This window comes from Acinetobacter sp. 1207_04, assembly GCF_052850415.1.
The window spans coordinates 61886-78116 of the sequence record NZ_VXCQ01000001.1 but is presented as its reverse complement, the minus strand read 5'-3'; the positions used below and the strand labels follow the sequence as shown (position 1 = coordinate 78116).

Below are 16231 nucleotides of genomic sequence, written 5' to 3'. Positions count from 1 at the left end.
ATCATGTTTAAATTCTCTATAGTCAAGCGATATTGACTTAATACGACAACTTATTCTCACTACAACAAGAAAGGCCATAAAGATGCAACGGATAAAGGATTATGCCGGCTCAGTCTATGGTGGTTTGGGGCACTTGCTTTATGCATTTTGTCAGACCCGAAAACTAGACATTTCCGAACAATTACAACAGGTTCAAAATTTAGAGCGTTTTGATTTTGCACTTTGGCGGGACATACTCAAGCAAATGAGTCATGACATTAAAAGCCCTGCTCTCGGATTAGAAATTGCGGAACATGTTCAACCTAAACACTTGGGTATTATTGCTTATATTGCACAATCGAGTGAAACCCTCGGTGAGGCTTTGGCACGTTATCATGACTTTCATCGCTTGATTTATGATGGCAGTCCACTACAACTCAATAGATGTAATGAATATATTTCAATCCGTTGGGGAAAATTGCCTGAACATCTGACTACACAAGTCACCGATGAAATTGCGATGGCATTGATGGTGCAATTTTTACGACATTTTTTGTCACTAGACGACATTTTTTTACATGAAGTGCACTTTTGTCAAACTGCGCCAAAAGATATTAGCTTTTATAAAAAATACTTCCGTTGTAAGGTCAAATTCTCACAACCTTATGCAGAATTGCTTTTTGATCCATATATTTTAAACACTGAAATTAAACATGCCGATCAAACTTTACAAAAACTTTTGATGCAACAAGCGACATCTTTATTAGAAAAACTACCAAATAGCACACAGTTAGATGAGCGTTTACAGCAATTTATTCTCAGAGGTTTACAGAAAAATAATTATCAAATTGAAGATGTTGCAAAACAACTTAATATGTCCATTCGCCAGTTACAACGCCATTTACAACAACAAAACACCACTTATCAACACCGAGTACAAGATATTCGCAAGCTACTCGCTACACAATATTTAAGCGATCCACATCTAAGCCTACAAGAGATTGCACTACTCCTGAGCTATTCCGAGCAAAGCGCATTTCAACGTGCATTTAAATTATGGACAGGGGTTACGCCTTTACAATGGAGGCAACAAGATCAAATCAATGCATAATTGTCATAGATTTTTAAACAAAATTGATTAAAATACCTTCAAAGTGCTTCAAAAAGCCTGATTAAAATAAATATCAAATATCTAAAAATAGGAAACAATATGAATAAATATCTTGCTGAATTCATTGGAACATTTTGGCTTGTCTTTGGTGGTTGTGGTAGTGCTGTGCTTGCCGCCGCGTTCCCTGAGCTTGGAATTGGCTTTGCAGGTGTTGCACTTGCTTTCGGTCTGACTGTTTTAACAGGCGCTTATGCTCTAGGACACATTTCAGGTGGTCACTTCAATCCTGCTGTGAGTATCGGCTTAATGGTTGGCGGTCGTTTTGATGTAAAAGATCTTTTGCCTTACATCATTTCACAAGTCATTGGCGGTACTTTAGCTGCATTCGTTCTCTATCTGATTGTACAAGGTCAAGCTGACTTCACAGGTACAGGTGGCTTTGCAACAAACGGTTTTGGCGACTTATCTCCGGGTAAATACTCAATGATGTCAGCATTAATAATTGAAATTGTACTGACTGCCGTATTCCTCATCATCATCATGGGTTCTACAGACAAACGTGCACCTGCGGGCTTTGCACCAATTGCCATTGGTCTAGGTTTAACCTTAATTCACTTAATCAGTATTCCTGTAACAAACACTTCTGTTAACCCTGCTCGTAGTACTGCTGTCGCTTTCTTCGCTGAAACAGCAGCACTTAGCCAATTGTGGTTATTCTGGGTTGCACCAATTATCGGTGCGATCATTGGTGCAGTGATTTATAAAGTTTTGGCAAATGGTCAAGATAAATAAAATGCTACGTTACATCTCATAGCGTTAACGATAAAAAGTCCGCATCTAATGCGGACTTTTTATGTTCGAATATATAGGATCATGCATTATAAAAATGGATTTTCAACTTCACCTAGATCAGGTCGATCAATTGTTTCTGGCAAATTTATTTGAGCTTCTAAAACACTGACAATAGTATTTATATAGTCTTGCAATACCTTTGCAGCCTCTAACCCTTGCTGATCTTTCGTGATCTGTAAATTACCTGAAAGATTAACCACATCTACATCATTTTCTAAAGTGAGATCATGAATGCTATGTGATTCTGTACCATTTTCAAAAGGTTTAAACATTTAAATTATTCTCAGCTATTTTCATCATTATGCTTTGAGTATATGTCAGTTTTTTTAGAATATTCAAACTTATTCAGCTTGCTATCCCAAGAAATTACATATGGTCAGACGTCATTTTATTTAATCTAACCATATGCTTACTGTTTATTTAAAAGCTGTAAAATAAACTGCAATAAAGCATCTTTTAACTGTTGAACCAAAGCATCTTGCGTTTGCTGATCTACTTTTGGCAATTCTGTTGGTGTAGTCGTTGAACTCGATGTATTCGACTGTCCTGACTTAAATTGCTTCTTAAGCGCAGTTAGCTGCTCTGCGGAAACATTTTCAGCACACTGACTATTTGCATCCCAATGGGAATAAGCAATTTTCTGTCCCGCTTTCACCTGTGTTGCTTTAAATGGCAGATTATACGTATTGCGCTTCTGCTCTTCCGTCAATTGTGGAAAGAGGTTCATGCCTAACTGTTCTTCAAGTTGGCAAATACTGACTATTTTAACTTGTAGTGAATTATCATTCGGTGCGTAATATGCCCCAATCACACCATCTTTCGGAATATAAACTGCCTTAAAAACTGCGGTTGGAACAATGACCCCATTGCCAATGGTTTTGAGTTTCTTTGCAGCAAATACAGGTCCCGTAATCACATATACATCTTGCTTTTGCTTGGTGACAATAGCACGTGTTGCTTCTTCTAATTCACGCCACACTTGCTGATTATTTTTTGGCGCTTGCGGCACCATATTTGCCAACGAAAAGCTATCATACTGTGAGGCTTTATCAGGCATATCTGCATTTGGCGACATGTGCCCCCGGTCATAACCTGAAGCTCGATAATCGGATAATAATGCACGATGTTTTTCACTCACACGTGTTTCTTCGTGAAAGCTATCTTCACGTTTAATTTTTTGACTTAAGCGCTGTGGTGATAAATGCTCAGCAGTCCACAATGGTGTTTTTGACATGCCTGAATACATGACATTAAAGCCATTAAAACACAGTGGATAGGTATTTTTTTGTAAACTTTCTTTGGCTAAAAATGGCGGTTCTTCACGATAAAATTGTTTCAAACATTCTGAACTGCCAGATGCTGTAAAAGGAATATATTGTGCAATTTTTTCTTGTCCAAATGCAAAGGCAAAACTTCCTGTTGCAATCACACCCAATACCATTTTAACCAATGAATTATTCAACCAATTCCTTCCTGAAATTACTGATGTTTTGCGACTTTTCTTACGCGCCATTCTAACAACTAATCCTGAATTAAAAATCGTAAAAGGAAAGTGATTTATAGAAAATTTTCACCTGAATATTCAAATGAATAAATATTATTCATTTTCTACTTATTCCCCGAGTTATAGGATGTTTCAATACAAATAAAGATTTATAAATTATGGCATAGTTCATTTTATTATTAGACTTCCAGACGACATTAATTGTCGTTTTAATGCATTATTTCATGTGAAAAACCACTATATACTTCAACTTTAAATATTTATCCTATTTTTGTAGACACAAAAAAGCCAAGCGAACTTGGCTTTATCATCTATATGTTTAAATCATATTTTTAAATTTCGATTTGACTTCCCATTTCCACCACTCGGTTTGGTGGAATTTGATAGAAATCACTGACAGGGCTTGTATTTCGTTGCATTGAAATAAATAACTTTTCACGCCAAGGCGCCATACCATCACCTACCGTATGAATCAGGCGATCACGAGAAATAAAGAAGCTGATTCGCATCATATCAAATCGAATGTTTAACTGTTGATATGCCAATTCTAAAGCATCTGGAATATTCGGCTGATCTTTAAATCCATAATAAACATAGATGCGTTGGAATCGATCATCTAAAACTTCTACACGAATTCGTTCCTGATTAGTCACATAAGGGACATCTCGGGTAATGACCGTGACCATCATATTGCGTTCATGCAAAACTTTATTGTGCTTAATATTATGCAACATCGCATGTGGCACAATATTTGGGTTGCCTGTAAGAAAAATTGCATCACCTGGTACAAAGATCGTTTCAGAACTTAAACTGACGCTTTTAATAAATAGTTCAAGTGATAAGGAATCTTTGGATAAGCGGTTAAATACAATCTCACGGCCATCTTTCCATGTCATTAAAATACAGAATGCAATTACACCAATCAGAATTGGCACCCATCCACCAGATATGATTTTTAATGATGTTGATGCAATAAAAACCAAATCAATCAACAAAAATGGAATTGCAAATAGTGCCACTTTCCATTTTGGCCAACGCCAAAAACCATAGGCTAGAATAGCAATCAAAATGGTGTCACAGAGCATGGTCATAGTAACCGCAACACCATAGGCACTCGCCAAATTTGCACTATTTTGAAAGATTAATATCAGCAATAAAATTGAGATATATAACACCCAATTGATAAAGGGCAGATAAATCTGTCCTTGTTCAACATCAGATGTATGTTGCACAGTTAAACGAGGCAAATAGCGCAATTGAATCGCCTGATTTGCCATGGAAAATACACCCGTAATTACCGCTTGTGATGCAATAACAGCAGCGGCTGTCGCCAAGCCAATCATTGGGTATAAAGCCCATTCAGGAATCAAAAGATAAAATGGGTTTTCAATGGCTGCGGGATCACGTAAGAGCAATGCACCCTGTCCTGCATAGTTCAGTAATAATGCAGGTAGAACGACAGTGAACCATGCTAACTTAATCGGTATACGTCCAAAATGGCCCATATCGGCATAGAGTGCTTCGCCACCTGTCATGGTCAAAATCACTGCACCCATCGCAATAAATGCAACAAAAGGTTGATGATAAATAAAGCTAATTGCCCAATGCGGACTAATCATTGCCAAAACATAAGGCGTCTGAAAAATACTATTTAGCCCAATCACGCCAATTGCAACAAACCATGCAAGTGTTACTGGACCAAAAAATTTTCCCATCGTTCCTGTACCATGTCGTTGTACAAGAAACAGTCCTGTCAAAATACCAATTGCAATTGGCATCAGCCATTGATTAAAAATTGGTGTGGCAATACTCAGCCCTTCAATAGCAGACATAACAGAAATCGCAGGGGTAATAATACCATCACCAAAAAATAGTGAAGCGCCTATAAAACCAAGCGCGATCAGAAAGATTTTTTTATTATCCGCAATTCGCGTGGAGCGAAGATTCAATGCCAATAAAGACATAATCCCGCCCTCGCCATTGTTATCGGCTTTCATAATGACAGTGATGTATTTGAAGCTAATGGTGAGCATCATGCACCAGAAAATTAACGATAGAATACCGAGTACGGTACTCTCATTAATCGCAATATGGGCAGAAATAAAGCATTGTCGCAGGGCGTACAATGGACTAGTTCCGATATCTCCAAACACCACACCAAGCGCAGCGAGTGTAATGGCAGGCAATGCAGCTTTTTTAGCAGTACTTTGCATAGATAATTCTTCGTTGAATAAACGCTGTTTTGGCGAATAATATCACTGAGTAAAATAATTTGCTTAAATCAATTGTTTCAACTTGGCATAACTGAGTTTTTTCGTTATTATCCGTCGCCTTGGTGAGGTGTCCGAGTGGCTGAAGGAGCACGCCTGGAAAGTGTGTAAACGTTTATAGCGTTTCGAGGGTTCGAATCCCTCTCTCACCGCCAAATTGCAAGAAACTGCATTCCAAAGCAGTAACAAAAGGCTTGAATCTAAAGGGTTCAGGCCTTTTTGTTGTCTAGGCAATTACATGTAGTCTATTACAATCTTGCTATATCTGAGAGTATAAATTTCTCTCTTATAATACTGATTCCCATATAGCGTCGATTAATCTAAGACAGACAAGAGATTAAAACTTGAATTTCAAAATAAAGAATACTTTTTAATCACGATTGGATTTTTTTAAATTTTACTTCACTTTATTTAATAATATGTACTTTTAGTAAAGTGAAAATAAGCTAAATATAAACACAACGTATGATGTAAAATAAATACTTAAATTATCATTAATTAAAATAAAAAATATTTAAATAAACTTAATAATATTTAAAAATAATTTAATACTAAAAAACATACTCTTAACTCAACAATTAAAATAAATTAAATAAAAAGCAAAATTTATATTTACAACAAAATCGATCTTTGTTAATAATAATGCAAACAAAATCACATTAAGAAGAAAAAGATGAAAAATTTACAATTGCTTATTTTTGGTGCTTTAGTTATTGCAAATGCAAGCGTGTTCTCAAACTCAAGCTTTGCTCAAGAACCAATAAAGAATCCAATACAAACTGAGCAGAGTACTTGTCATTCATTTGCATGGAACCTTGCAGCAGCACAAAAAGGCGATGCTCAAGCACAATATAATCTTGGCATGATGTATTTAAATGGCGATGATGTAAAAGCTGACAGTAAGCAAGCAATTACTTGGTTAAAAGCTTCAGCACAACAAAACAACGTACACGCCTCTTATCATTTGGCAGTAATATCAGAACGTGGTATTTCAGTGACTCCGAATGATAAAGAAGCATTCCAATGGTATTTAAAAGCTGCTGAACTCGGTCATGCGAAAGCACAATACAAAGTTGCGAGTGCTTACCGTACAGGTACTGGTATACAACAAGATCAAGTGCTTGCAGCACAATGGTTCAGGAAATCAGCGAACCAAGGTAATCTTATGGCACAAGCTAATTTGAATTAATAAGATTAATAAAACAGCAATATAGCCTTTAATTTTAACTTTTTTATCCTCAGTGGAATGTTTGTATATTTTTTGGCTTGCATTCTCATTTTTTTTCTGTAGAATTCACGACACAACGCCGACATAGCTCAGTTGGTAGAGCAACTGACTTGTAATCAGTAGGTCCACAGTTCGAATCCGTGTGTCGGCACCACATCTTAGCCTCGCTTTTAAAGTGAGGCTTTGTTGTTTCTAGGCATTCGCTTTTGATAAAGTATTCATTTTTTAAAATTATATGATTCACAAGACTTTAAAAATTTAGAGCTCTTTCCTCCCTATTTTTCTGCTGTAATTTGTACATAACGAACAAACCCATCATCAAACAGTTTCTGACATAGCTTTGCTGTCATTTTTATTTTAAATGCATCTAAATTGTGTGTTTTAAGTTTTCGCTGATCAATATAATGTGCAAAACCTGCCAAAACAGACTGAGATAAGTCTTCAATTTGAATATTTTTAAATTTCTGATCTTTGAGTGCTTGCTCAATTCCTTGCCTGAATAATAAATCTTGTACATTCACATCGGCAGATTTCAACATTGTTTGATAAGGTAGACGTTGAAAATTTGTGAGTTGTTGCCATTTATCGGTCAGCATCAGTGTATGGAACCCGACACGACCATTTTCAGCCAGTACCTTCGATATCGAAAGAAGTAATTGATCTAAATTACAATGATATGCGGCATCTATAGAGATGATCACGCTAAATGGCTTGATTGGATACAATTGTGCTAAATCTAAAAAAGAATAACGATGGATGTGAATATCTGGAAGATGTAGTTGAATCAATTCAACGCATGCAGATTGGAGTTCAACCGCTTCTATTCGTGTAGGATGATAATGTTCTATCCAATGTTTGAGGCTTGCACCTTGTCCACAGCCTAAATCGAGTAGATGATCGTGTGGACTTAAGTGTAGCGCATGAGCAAGATGATCCGCCAAAGCTTGTGCAGCTTGTATATAGCTCGCTTGAGTGTCTGACCAATAGCCAAGATTACTCCAAGCAAGTATTGCATCATCCCCCAACATTTGGGCATTGATGGCGTACTTATGCTGAGGGAAGACTTTCCAAAGGAATTTACGCATAGATCACTCAAATGCCTATTTTGACTTCATTTTCTCAGCACAGTCTATCATTAACACCCATTTTTGAATCATACATACCATATAGAAAATGGCGATTATGCATAGCCAAGTTCAGGGGCAACTTCCACTTTTGGCTTTAAACCTTTAAAAGGGATTGGGGCATCAAAAATTTCCGCTATATGCATCGCAGAAGTCACTGCTGATTCTAAAATTGGTAAACCATCGCATGACCACGAACCACAGTAGAATACTTTACGGTCTGTTGCCTGATGACGTTGTTGTAATTGATGATTGAGTTCAACTGTCACAGAGTCAACTACAGCACGTGTTAATGTCACTGAAGAAATGATCTTTTTCGGATCAATTGCCGTAACTGGACGCCATGTTTGGAATACTGGAGATTTTCCAACCAAAGTCGGTTCAATTGCATTTAACCATACTGTAAATTGCTGACGGGTAAAGTTACGATCCATCATATAACTCAATACAGCCCACTCTTTACGTTTTGGCGGCATCACGGTTACATCGGTATGCATGACCAATTCACCTTGCTCAAACTTAAACTGTTTCAGCAAAGCAATATCATCAGCAAACTGTTCATTATTAAGAAAACTTTCAATCTTATTGGTTGGTGTTGCTACCACCACACGATCAAACTCAAACTGCTCACCTTGTGCATTTTCAACATGCACATACTCACCACGTTGCTCTACTAACGTGATTCGAGAATCGCTGTGAATATCAATACCTTCAATCAACTTATCAACAAATGCAGCAGTTCCGCCATGTAAACGAAGCAATGCATCACCATCAGTCAACTGTCGAAGAAAAACCAAGAGTGGCTTTGCTGGCCATTCACCAATAGTTTTGGGATCACAAGTACAAATGGTATAGAGCACAGGCATCACCGCACCATGCCAAAAGACTTCTTCAATTTGATTATGATTGATAAACTCAGCGAGCGTAATATCTTGATTTTTAGATTTAAAAAATTGATGAATAGCTGTTTTGAGTTGTAACATCCCCTTCACCAAACGCCAACCGTACTGCTTAATTCCTTTTTTATTGTTAATAATGGGAAAGTTACCAATACGCGTTCGGCTCGTGGTCAGCCACGTTTCAATTTTGTCATCAAATAGCCAACTGCATGTCATAAATGTACGTACAGGGAAGGATTTAATACCTAAATGCGTTGCAAAGCTCAGTGTATTTTGCCAAAGATGCGGATTCATGACACGCAAAGGTGCATCAATGATTCCACCTTCAAAAGCAAGGCTATGACTGTCCATGCCTCTACCTGACAATGCTTCAAAAATTGTTATATTATGCCCAGCATCTTGCAAAATTCTTGCGGTCGCAAGCCCTGCCATGCCACTACCGATGACTGCAATCTTCAACGTTATTATCCAGAATTAACCATTTTTTTTATTATGACTGATGCTTATCCAATAAGAGCTATTAAAAAGTTCCAGTTTTTAAGATTTTTGATTGTTCAATCCTTGCATATCACTATTTGATTTACTCAAGATTCACATTGTGACTCTAACGACATCAGGAAATGAGCGATTTTAATTAATAAATTAAATTATGTAAATTAAAACATATAAATCAATATATTAAATTTACTTTTTATTTAAAATACTATTTACAAATATTTTTAACTTCATTATTATGCTAGCCAATAAAGTGAAACATATCACGTATTACAAAATAAATAACAATACGATGATGTAATTTAAAAATTAAAATACGACCAAAATAATAAGTAAAAGAGAAACTACAGCGCAAAAAGGATCTCTAGTCCAAACACTAGAGATCCTTTTTTATTATGTAAAATTTTTACTTTTTCAAAAATTCAACGCATATCTATGTACATCTATGAAAATTTGACCGATTATTAAAATTAATGTCTATTTTTTATACAAATTTACAAAAAAAGAAAGAGCTCTTCAAAAAACATATATAAATCAATGCACAAATAATTATCTTTTGCTTTACAACGCTGAAGAAACACACTAATATGCACCCAACAAAATGACAACTATGTCACACTAATTAATGTAAACATTACTATGTGTGCAAATAATAACAATAAACAATAATAATAGTTGCAAATAATAAAATAGAAACTACAGCGCAAAAAGGATCTCTAGTGTGTGGACTAGAGATCCTTTTTATTATAAGCCTTTAGATAATTTTTTTCGAATAGCTACGCATAATTTTCAGCATACTTTATAGATAAAAAGCGGATCTGTGGATCCGTTTTTTATTGATAATATTGTATAAAACAATTTATGTATCAATCGCTTAAGACTGAACTGGAATCGTACCAAATTTACCATTGTTAAAATCGTTAAAAGCTTCAACAATTTCTTCTTTGGTATTCATGACAAATGGCCCATAACCTTGAATAGGTTCATTAAGTGGCTCACCTGTTAGAACAAGGAATTTCGTATCTTGTATTGCTTCCAATAATATCGCTGGATCATCATTTTGTTCAAACAATACAATTGAACTATCTTGAACTTTTTGCGTACCATTAATTAACATTTCACCTTCAAGTATAACAACAAGTACTGTGTGACTCATAGGCACATGAATATGTTCAGATTTCTCTGCTTTCAACTGACCATCCCATACATTGATTGAGCTAAATGTTGACGCTGGTCCTTTCACATCATGGAATGTTCCCGCAATCACACGAATCTGACCCGCATCATCAGCAAAATTTACAACTGGAATATCAGAATTATCAATAGCCTGATAACGCGCTGGTGTCATTTTATCTTTTGCAGGCAGATTTACCCACAATTGAACCATTTCAAATAAACCACCTTTTTTAGCAAATTCTTTTGAATGAAATTCTTCATGTACAACGCCTGCACCTGCTGTCATCCACTGTACATCGCCAGTTTTAATGATACCACCACCACCACTCGAATCTTTATGCTCAACTTCACCTTTATAAGCAATCGTCACAGTTTCAAAACCACGGTGTGGATGTGAACCTACTCCATGTTGTGCAGTTGTTGGCTGAAATTGATATGGTGCAGCATAATCAAGTAATAAAAATGGACTCACAGCTTGACCTAAACGATCATAGCTGAATAGATTTTTTACTGGAAAGCCATCGCCAACCCAATGCATATTTTGATTACGATACACACCAATTACTTTTCTCATTTTTTTGGCTCCAATTTGATCAATTATTTAACTTGGTTATATGTTATTGCGTTTATCATCATCACAACATAGTGCTACCAATATTCTTCATCTCAAATATAGGAATATTATGAAGCTATATTAAGTACATAAATTCTTTCTTATAAAAATCAGTATACTATCCATAATGTCTTATATTTAGGATTATCTTTCTCACAAGACACACTTAACGAACTAAAAATCCACCAGTAAAGTGTTGTAAATTCGAAATTGATTTCGGATTTTAAATTTTTTGATAATCCTGACGCATATTTAAGGAAAATAAAAATGGGCAAGCCATACGTACGTTTAGACAAAGATAATGCAGTGGTTCTTTTAGTAGATCATCAAACTGGTTTACTTTCACTCGTTCGTGATATTGATCCTGATAAATTCAAAAACAACGTTTTAGCACTTGCTGCTGCGGCGAAATATTTTAATCTTCCAACAATTTTAACAACAAGTTTTGAAGATGGTCCAAATGGTCCTTTAGTTCCTGAACTTAAAGCAATGTTCCCAGATGCACCTTATATCGCTCGTCCTGGTCAAATCAATGCTTGGGATAACGAAGACTTCGTAAAAGCAGTTAAAGCAACGGGGAAAAAACAGTTGATCATTGCTGGTGTTGTAACTGAAGTTTGTGTTGCTTTCCCAGCTCTTTCTGCACTTGCTGAAGATTTTGATGTGTTTGTTGTAACGGATGCTTCTGGTACGTTCAACCAATTAACTCGTGATTCTGCATTAGACCGTATGTCGCAAGCTGGTGCTCAGTTGATGACCTGGTTCGGTGCTTCTTGTGAATTACACCGTGACTGGCGTAATGACATCGAAGGTTTAGGTGCATTATTTGGTGCGCATATCCCTGACTATAGTAACTTAATCCAAAGCTACGTAAAAAATACAACAAAATAATCAGTAAAGTATTCAGTTCTACTGAATAACAAAAAAGCGATTTTTGTATCGCTTTTTTGTTATTATTTTAAACAATTTTATTTTTAAATATCTAAATTCTACTGATTTTCACATCAATGATATAATTTTTACTCTGACTGAACGTTTCGGGTGAATCAATGCATTCTTTTGATGACTATTATTATTTTTACCTTGTCGTCAAACATGGCGGTTTCAGTGCTGCGAGTGAAGCAAGTAATATTACAAAATCCAAATTAAGTCGTCGCATTTTAGATTTAGAAGCAAAATTTAATATTACATTGATTCAACGCTCTACAAGACATTTTAAAGTGACAACACTTGGACAAGAATTTTATGAAGAGTGTAATAAAATTATTGAACAAGTTGAAGTTGCACAAAGCGTATTGCTAAAACAAAAAATTGATCCGCAAGGTTTAATCAAAATTAGCTGTCCTGCAGTAATGATGGAGTATCAAGTTCGTCCCTTACTCAATGACTTTTTAAAAAATCATCCAAAAATAAATGTCGAGCTTGAACTAACGAGCCGCCGTATCGATATTTTACGCGATGATATTGATCTTGCGATTCGTACCAATTTTTCATCCAATGAAGATTCTAGTATTATTGTTCGTGATGTCATTAAAACTACCCATTGTTTAGTGGCAAGCCCTGAGTTATTACAAGGTAAAACGCTAAAACATATTACTGAACTCAGTGCATTTCCAAGTATTGTTTTAGGTACGCACAAACAACAGTATCACTGGCATTTACATAATCTAACACATACAGATGAAATTGATATTCCGCTACAACCGCGAATTAAAAGTAATGATTTAGCAGGTACCTACTATGCTGTACTTGATGGTTTAGGCATTGCCGATTTGCCTTATTTGACGGTAAAAAAAGATATTCTCGCAGGTCGACTGATTCATTTATTCCCCGATTGGTGTTCAAATATAGGCACTGTTCAATTGGTTTACGCTTCTCGTAAAGGTCAACGCCCTGTTATGGAAAAACTAATTGAACATTTAATTGAAGGTTTACGAGCTTATGCACCTGAAAATGATGGCTACTTGATGTAAATGTAATTTTAAATTATTGAATGTATTTAAATTAAAGTAAAAACCGAGCATATTCTGCTCGGTTTTTTTAAAAATATATATTTAATCAAAAATTTATATTTTTCCAACTAAATCAATTGACGGTGCAAGTGTTGCATCACCTTCTTTCCATTTTGCAGGACAAACTTCACCTGGATGTGCATAGACATATTGTGCTGCTTTCACTTTACGCAATAACTCTGATGCATCACGACCAATACCACCTGCATTGATTTCTACAATTTGAATTTTACCTTCAGGATCAATTACAAACGTACCACGATCCGCCATACCATCGGCTTCAATTAAAACATCAAAGTTTTTAGCTAAAGTCCACGTTGGATCACCTACCATCGTATATTGAATTTTCTTAATTTCATCAGAAGAATCGTGCCAAGCTTTATGCGTAAAGTGTGTGTCTGTAGATACTGAATAAATTTCTACACCCATACTTTGAAATTCTGCATAGTTGTCTGCTAAATCACCCAATTCTGTTGGACATACAAAGGTAAAATCAGCTGGATAGAAAAATACAACTGACCATTTACCAAACATATCTTTTTCAGATACTTCAATAAATTCACCATTTTTATATGCTGTTGCGTTAAATGCCTTAACTTCAGTATTCATTAAACTCATTTGGTATTCCTTCAATTCATTTCAGAAAATGCTTATTTGGTGAAATCAGAATACGTAAAAACACAAAATAGGTAAAACAGTAGTATTTTATAAAAATAATCGTTTTTTTAGATTTAGACTTTCATAGACATCATTAAAAATACCTCAACAAAATAAATTATATATGCACTTTTAACTTAGCATTTTCTTTAGTTAAAAAAATAGCTTCTCTTATTTACAAAATAAAAGAAGCTATTTTTCTATTTAAGTTTTTAATTTTAAATAAATTTAAAACAATAAAATCTTAAATAATTTAACAAATTATTTAGATATATGATCTCAGAACGGAAGATCATCATCTAAATCTGTAGGTGCTTGCGCAGGCGCAGATGGAGCAGCAGGTTTAGGTGATTGAAAACCTTGGTTTACAGAATTTCCGCCATTACCATAACCACCTTGATTGCTCTGATTGTTATAACCACCTTGGTTAGACCCCTGATTGCCATAACCACCGCCTTGGTTGTTATTGCTGTTATAACCACCTTGCTGATTATTATTGAAACGAGGTTGATTATAACCACCATTATCAGCGTTTTGACCTTGATCACCTTGCTGACGGCTGTCTAGCATTTGCATTTGGTCACCACGAATTTCTGTCGTATAGCGCTCTTGACCATTCTGATCTGTCCACTGACGTGTACGAAGTGAACCCTCAATATAAACCTTTGAACCTTTACGTAAATATTGCTGTGCAATTTCACCTAAACGATTATTCAAGACAATACGGTGCCATTCTGTTTGTTCTTTTCTTTCGCCCGAACTTTTGTCTGTCCACGATTCGCTTGTTGCAATCGAAAACTGTGTCAATGAACCACCATTTGGAAACGATTTTGTTTCAGGATCTTTACCCAAAGTACCTACTAAAATAACTTTATTTACGCCGCGCATCTGCTCTAATCTTCCTATTCGAATCTATGTTTTACTTTATAAGAGTTATGATTAAATGGCTACCTCTTTACCCAACAAGTGCGTTAAATGTTGTCGCGCAGCATCGTCAATTTGCTGTTTATCGACCTTTAAGTACGCCACTTGATGTTCTGACATCACCACAACTTCTTCAATACCACGAATTGCCAATAATTGAGAAGTCCAATCATCGGTTTGTTTATCTTCAGGTAAACGAAGTACAACAGAGCTTAAATAACGGGGTTGTTCCAAGCCAAAACTAATAAATAACCAAATGATGGCAATCGCAGAAAGAATGCTCCAGCCCATGGTTGTATTGTGCAAAAGTAACAATTGCCCGCCTAATGTTCCGCCAAAAAATGCACCAAGGAATTGTGCACTCGCGTTAACGCCCATTGCAGTTGCTTTGGACTCAATAGGTGCTACTTTTGAAATCCATGAAGGTAAAAGTGCTTCCATCACATTGAATGCAATAAAGAATAAACCTAAACCTGTAAGCAGAATATATTTTGACTCGTAACCAAAAATTAGAATCAGTAAACCTGTGATAATTCCTGTAATGGCAACAAGAAAAATTCCACGCATTTTGCGATATTTTTCAGCCAAAATAATACTGGGAAATGCGAAAAATAAGCTGACGAGTAATAGCGGTAAATACACAATACCATGCTTTGACAATGGGATTCCTGCATAACCGATTAACTGCGATGGAACATAAATAAACATTGCTGTGAGCAATAAATGTAGAGAAAAAACCGAAACATGTAGTCGATTTAAATCACCCATTTTCAGTACTTGTTTAAGCTGTTTTACATAACCATGTTTAAAATTTTGATGATGGCGTGTGGTTTTAGGCACCATAAATAACATAAGCATGGCAAGCAAACCCATGATTGTAGTCACCCAGAATAATCCTGAGATTCCGACCAAAGTCGTCAGCCACGGACCAAGACTAAATGCCACCACAAAAGACACACCTATACTCATGCCCATGGTTGCCATTGCTTTAGTACGGTTTTCTTCACGTGTGACATCAGCAAGTAGTGCCATTACAACTGCTGAAACAGCTCCTGCACCTGCAATTGCCCGCCCAATGATTACGCCATAAATCGTTTCAGACATTGCCGCAACTGCACCACCAAGTGCAAACAGCAGTAAGCCAAAAATAATCAGTGGCTTACGGCTAAAACGATCTGCCAGTAAACTAAAAGGTATTTGTAACAATGCCTGACTTAAACCATAGACACCAACTGCCAATCCAAGCAATGCTGGTGTTGCATACTGATATGACTGCCCCGCCACTGCAAATACTGGGATAATCATGAACAGACCTAACATTCGTAAAGCAAAAATACTGCTCAGCGCAAAGGTCGAACGACGTTCTAAGGCATTCATCATAGCTATA

General features: G+C 36.0%; 14 protein-coding genes and 2 tRNA genes. 7 read left to right on the top strand and 9 right to left on the bottom strand.

What is annotated here, in order from left to right:
* The first annotated feature begins 82 nt into the window (after positions 1-82).
* Positions 83-1090, top strand: coding sequence for an AraC family transcriptional regulator ligand-binding domain-containing protein (locus tag FW754_RS00320; RefSeq protein ID WP_446323552.1), 1008 nt, complete (start codon positions 83-85; stop codon positions 1088-1090).
* A gap of 99 nt (positions 1091-1189) precedes the next feature.
* Entirely contained in the window at positions 1190-1882 is a 693-nt protein-coding gene (gene aqpZ, locus FW754_RS00315) for an aquaporin Z (protein ID WP_419345768.1), read from the top strand.
* Between the two features lie 86 nt (positions 1883-1968).
* Here aqpZ and FW754_RS00310 read toward each other — a convergent pair whose 3' ends face one another.
* The 3 genes from FW754_RS00310 to FW754_RS00300 all read right to left on the bottom strand — a co-directional run bounded on the left by FW754_RS00310 (position 1969) and on the right by FW754_RS00300 (position 5659).
* The gene (locus FW754_RS00310; protein WP_409509829.1) at positions 1969-2214 is read right to left on the bottom strand and encodes a hypothetical protein; all 246 of its coding nucleotides are present in this window, start codon (positions 2212-2214) and stop codon (positions 1969-1971) included.
* A gap of 137 nt (positions 2215-2351) precedes the next feature.
* Positions 2352-3455, bottom strand: coding sequence for a DNA/RNA non-specific endonuclease (locus FW754_RS00305; protein ID WP_419345767.1), 1104 nt, complete (start codon positions 3453-3455; stop codon positions 2352-2354).
* Positions 3456-3778: 323 nt separating this feature from the next.
* Positions 3779-5659: a potassium transporter Kup gene (locus FW754_RS00300; protein WP_409509827.1), complete on the bottom strand. Its 1881-nt coding sequence runs from the start codon at positions 5657-5659 to the stop codon at positions 3779-3781.
* A gap of 121 nt (positions 5660-5780) precedes the next feature.
* Here FW754_RS00300 and FW754_RS00295 point away from each other — a divergent pair.
* The 3 genes from FW754_RS00295 (at position 5781) to FW754_RS00285 (ending at position 7098) form a co-directional block, all read left to right on the top strand.
* Positions 5781-5871, top strand: a tRNA-Ser gene (locus FW754_RS00295).
* Between the two features lie 518 nt (positions 5872-6389).
* Positions 6390-6905, top strand: coding sequence for a tetratricopeptide repeat protein (locus tag FW754_RS00290; protein WP_446323551.1), 516 nt, complete (start codon positions 6390-6392; stop codon positions 6903-6905).
* Positions 6906-7022: 117 nt separating this feature from the next.
* Positions 7023-7098 (top strand) — tRNA-Thr (locus FW754_RS00285).
* 121 nt (positions 7099-7219) lie between these two features.
* Here FW754_RS00285 and FW754_RS00280 read toward each other — a convergent pair.
* The 3 genes from FW754_RS00280 to FW754_RS00270 all read right to left on the bottom strand — a co-directional run bounded on the left by FW754_RS00280 (position 7220) and on the right by FW754_RS00270 (position 11212).
* On the bottom strand, positions 7220-8029 hold the full coding sequence (locus tag FW754_RS00280; RefSeq protein WP_446323550.1) for an SAM-dependent methyltransferase: 810 nt from the start codon (positions 8027-8029) through the stop codon (positions 7220-7222).
* 95 nt (positions 8030-8124) lie between these two features.
* Entirely contained in the window at positions 8125-9426 is a 1302-nt protein-coding gene (locus FW754_RS00275; RefSeq protein WP_419345765.1) for an FAD-dependent oxidoreductase, read from the bottom strand.
* 910 nt (positions 9427-10336) lie between these two features.
* Positions 10337-11212, bottom strand: a complete 876-nt coding sequence (locus FW754_RS00270; RefSeq protein WP_419345764.1) for a pirin family protein — start codon at positions 11210-11212, stop codon at positions 10337-10339.
* Between the two features lie 306 nt (positions 11213-11518).
* On the opposite strand from FW754_RS00270, the gene ycaC reads away from it, so the two are divergent.
* Complete coding sequence (ycaC, locus tag FW754_RS00265) at positions 11519-12142, top strand: isochorismate family cysteine hydrolase YcaC (RefSeq protein WP_446323549.1); 624 nt, start codon at positions 11519-11521, stop codon at positions 12140-12142.
* 158 nt (positions 12143-12300) lie between these two features.
* The gene (locus FW754_RS00260; protein ID WP_446323548.1) at positions 12301-13224 is read left to right on the top strand and encodes a LysR substrate-binding domain-containing protein; all 924 of its coding nucleotides are present in this window, start codon (positions 12301-12303) and stop codon (positions 13222-13224) included.
* A gap of 93 nt (positions 13225-13317) precedes the next feature.
* Here the strand turns inward: FW754_RS00260 and ahpC are convergent, their stop codons facing one another.
* The 3 genes from ahpC to FW754_RS00245 form a co-directional block, all read right to left on the bottom strand.
* Entirely contained in the window at positions 13318-13881 is a 564-nt protein-coding gene (gene ahpC, locus FW754_RS00255; RefSeq protein WP_419345761.1) for an alkyl hydroperoxide reductase subunit C, read from the bottom strand.
* A 318-nt stretch (positions 13882-14199) separates the two neighbouring features.
* The gene (gene ssb / locus FW754_RS00250) at positions 14200-14808 is read right to left on the bottom strand and encodes a single-stranded DNA-binding protein (protein ID WP_446323547.1); all 609 of its coding nucleotides are present in this window, start codon (positions 14806-14808) and stop codon (positions 14200-14202) included.
* 51 nt (positions 14809-14859) lie between these two features.
* Complete coding sequence (locus FW754_RS00245; RefSeq protein ID WP_409509818.1) at positions 14860-16224, bottom strand: MFS transporter; 1365 nt, start codon at positions 16222-16224, stop codon at positions 14860-14862.
* Positions 16225-16231 lie beyond the last annotated feature (7 nt).

Bases quoted from the DNA above. Each gene is read 5' to 3' on its own strand.
- ahpC (WP_419345761.1), bottom strand. From the start codon at position 13,881: ATGAGTTTAATGAATACTGAAGTTAAGGCATTTAACGCAACAGCATAT.
- FW754_RS00280 (WP_446323550.1), bottom strand. From the start codon at position 8,029: ATGCGTAAATTCCTTTGGAAAGTCTTCCCTCAGCATAAGTACGCCATC.
- FW754_RS00290 (WP_446323551.1), top strand. From the start codon at position 6,390: ATGAAAAATTTACAATTGCTTATTTTTGGTGCTTTAGTTATTGCAAAT.
- FW754_RS00260 (WP_446323548.1), top strand. From the start codon at position 12,301: ATGCATTCTTTTGATGACTATTATTATTTTTACCTTGTCGTCAAACAT.
- FW754_RS00320 (WP_446323552.1), top strand. From the start codon at position 83: ATGCAACGGATAAAGGATTATGCCGGCTCAGTCTATGGTGGTTTGGGG.
- FW754_RS00310 (WP_409509829.1), bottom strand. From the start codon at position 2,214: ATGTTTAAACCTTTTGAAAATGGTACAGAATCACATAGCATTCATGAT.
- FW754_RS00300 (WP_409509827.1), bottom strand. From the start codon at position 5,659: ATGCAAAGTACTGCTAAAAAAGCTGCATTGCCTGCCATTACACTCGCT.
- FW754_RS00245 (WP_409509818.1), bottom strand. From the start codon at position 16,224: ATGATGAATGCCTTAGAACGTCGTTCGACCTTTGCGCTGAGCAGTATT.
- ycaC (WP_446323549.1), top strand. From the start codon at position 11,519: ATGGGCAAGCCATACGTACGTTTAGACAAAGATAATGCAGTGGTTCTT.
- ssb (WP_446323547.1), bottom strand. From the start codon at position 14,808: ATGCGCGGCGTAAATAAAGTTATTTTAGTAGGTACTTTGGGTAAAGAT.
- FW754_RS00270 (WP_419345764.1), bottom strand. From the start codon at position 11,212: ATGAGAAAAGTAATTGGTGTGTATCGTAATCAAAATATGCATTGGGTT.
- FW754_RS00305 (WP_419345767.1), bottom strand. From the start codon at position 3,455: ATGGCGCGTAAGAAAAGTCGCAAAACATCAGTAATTTCAGGAAGGAAT.
- aqpZ (WP_419345768.1), top strand. From the start codon at position 1,190: ATGAATAAATATCTTGCTGAATTCATTGGAACATTTTGGCTTGTCTTT.